This is a genomic window from Noviherbaspirillum sp. (assembly GCF_035944575.1).
Taxonomy (GTDB): Bacteria; Pseudomonadota; Gammaproteobacteria; order Burkholderiales; family Burkholderiaceae_D; genus Noviherbaspirillum.
In genome coordinates, this window is sequence record NZ_DASZBA010000174.1 from 1 (window position 1) to 2644 (window position 2644).

At 58.0% G+C, this 2644-nt stretch carries 2 protein-coding genes; both read right to left on the minus strand.

The genetic code is table 11. The annotated features are described in order from the left end of the window. Positions 1–195: 195 nt before the first annotated feature. Positions 196–1068: a PRC-barrel domain-containing protein gene (locus VGU61_RS12690; protein ID WP_326859498.1), complete on the minus strand. Its 873-nt coding sequence runs from the start codon at positions 1066–1068 to the stop codon at positions 196–198. A 107-nt stretch (positions 1069–1175) separates the two neighbouring features. Continuing rightward, positions 1176–2420, minus strand: a complete 1245-nt coding sequence (locus tag VGU61_RS12695) for a metal-dependent hydrolase (RefSeq protein ID WP_326859499.1) — start codon at positions 2418–2420, stop codon at positions 1176–1178. Positions 2421–2644: the final 224 nt, after the last annotated feature.

Here is a 2644-nt window from a genome sequence, read left to right on the forward strand (position 1 = left end):
TCATCAAGCTGACCCTGGTGTACGACAGTGCCTGTGTCCGCAAGGATCTTGATCAGGCAGAAATCGAAAACCTTGCCGTAATCTGAATCGGCTTTCAGTTCTGCCTGTTTCCCGTCGCGGCCCGTGATACCGACGCTTGCACGGCAATGTGGAAATGGCGCTGCCATGCAGGTGAACAACTTTCTCCCCTGACCGCTATTTCGACGCGCCGGACGAACGTCCGGTATTGTCGCTTTGCTGCTGCATGCTGGACAGGTAATTGCTGAGATCGCTGCGGTATTTTGCATCGTTCAGATTAGGCCAGTTGTTTTCGTCGAACGACCGGGCCATATCGATCTTTTCCCGCTGCAGGTTCAGGAAGATATCGATGTCGGGGCGTCCGGGGAAAGTGAACGCGCTGAGCGGCAATGCCAGCAGCTTGTCGTCCGGGTTCCATGCCTTGTCGAAATCGAGGACGGCATAGGTGCGGCCATTGCCGAAATTTACGACCAGTTCCTCGATCTCTCCCGCGCTGTGGGCCGCCCGATCATTGACATCCTTGCCGATCAGGTCGCTGGCACTCATCAGCCGGCCGGTTGTCGTGCGTTTGGTCGTGTCTTCCTTGTAGAAAAAACTGTCGACCTGGCTGCGGTACGTATTCAGAGACCAGTTCGGCTTGCTATTGCGTTCGAAGCCCGGCGCTTTCTTCAATTGCTCCTTGTCGACGGCGAGCACGAACTCCTCCTTGCCTTCGGCGCCGCTCGTTTTGAAAAGCTCGGCGGGATAGGCAAACAGCTTGTCGCCCATCCCGAGGAAACCGCCGGAGGAGATGACTGCGTATTGCAGCTTTTCGGTGCCGACATTGATCACCAGGTCTTCAATTTTCCCAAGGTTTTCACCCTGTGGATTTTTTACCTGTTTCCCGATCACTTTACTCGCGCGCATGTCGGGAGCCATTGCCTGCGACTGGATTTGCTGGGTTGATTTGCCGGCTGTATCGACATTCTGCGCCAGTACGGGCACGCAGACTGCAAATGCGACCGGCGCGAATACGGCACATAGCAGGCCTTTAGTTCGCTTGAATTGCATCATTCAGCTCCTTGAATTTCGTGTTTGTAGAGAATGTACTGTTCAAGACAGGAGCAAAATCCAAGCCTGCGGCTGTGCAAGACGAACGAAGGCGGTCAGGATGAAATTCAGTGATCGGGAGGAAGCGGTGTCAGCAGGTCCAGCCGCGGAAAATTCCATTGCGGTACATACGTCGGGCAGGCGCGGTGCTTGAAGTCCTCGAAGCGCATGGTTGTGAAGTTGCCCTGCGGCGAAGCAGAGTAGCGCAGATCCATCGCCTCAATGTCGCTTACCGCAGGCGCTCGCGCAAAGCGCAGCCAGGCTTCAAAATGGCAATTGTCTTTCCGCAGCTCACGCAGCACGGCCAGCTGGCCGACCTGTTCCGAAAAAAGTGCCAGCGATGCCGTCATTTCCTTTTGCGACTTCCGGTCAGACAGGGCGGCAGGGCAACGGGTGACCGGTACGGTATCGGGAAGGGTGCTCACCAGTCCGCGCCGCAACCGGTAAGTGCCGGCTTCTTCGTTGCTTTCCACTGAGACGAAGCTCCAGCACACCGGGTTGGTCGGGAAGGAGGTCATCGATGCATCGACCAGGCGGCTGGCCGGGTCGCGCGTGTGAAGTGCCTCAGCGACGAACTGCCTTGCGCGATTGGAGGCAACGCCCTGCAGACCAACGAAACCGGCGCCGATCACCATGGCCAGCGCCAGCGCGGCAATGCCCTGTGCCCCGGCCCTGCGTTGCAGCAGGCCGAGCGGCGCGGCAATGGCGGCCAGGACCGCCATCGAGACCCAGGGGAGATAGTTGTGCATGGTGAAGTACACCGGTATTGCGAGCAGAGCGAGTATCAATAACGCTCGCAGCCATAGCGTGCGGATCATCATCGCCATCGGAATGCCGAATGCGATCCAGAAAAGCGGCTCCAGGATGAACACCATATCGCCGTAAAACCATCGCGAATCGAATGGATGGAATGGATGTATGCCGTAGGAATTCAGGTAGTCCATCGACATATGCAGCAGAAAGCCCGCTGTCAGGCTGAGGGCAAGCCCTGCGCGCGCGGTCTGGCTTGCTTTCAGCAGGCGCCGCGCTGCCGGCCATAGCAGCCATAGCAGGGCCCAAAGCAGCAATGCCTGGGGGATGGCATAGAGCAGCGTATGGGTATGCCCCCGGTGATGCAACAGGTAACCGAGGGGTTCAGGCAGCAGAGGCGTGAGAACCAGGTCCAGATCCGGGAAATTGCTCGCCAGCCAGCACGACACCAGCAACAGGGTGCGGCGCAAGTCATGGCGGGCGGAATCCTGTTCGACGGGGAGGCTTCGATGAATGAGTTCGCCGGCCGCCAGGCCGACGACGGAATGACTGAGGTTATCCATAAGGGCGTATGCGGCGGCTTGGGCGCGGTCCCGAGTGGACCGCAGCACGCAAGCCGCCGCGGGCTGTCTTTCTTCGAATTTTTAGTGAGAGAGAGTGTAACCAAGCCGCCGGAAAAGCGCTTCCGGTTTCCGCCGCGAGTGTCAGCTGTGTTTGGAGACAAACTGTGAAAAATTTGCGACGGATCGAACAGTATTGTGTTCGCTGTCACATTTAAGCCGTGACC

Coding starts and splice junctions, on each gene's coding strand:
- VGU61_RS12695 (WP_326859499.1), bottom strand. CDS start 2,420: ATGGATAACCTCAGTCATTCCGTCGTCGGCCTGGCGGCCGGCGAACTC.
- VGU61_RS12690 (WP_326859498.1), bottom strand. CDS start 1,068: ATGCAATTCAAGCGAACTAAAGGCCTGCTATGTGCCGTATTCGCGCCG.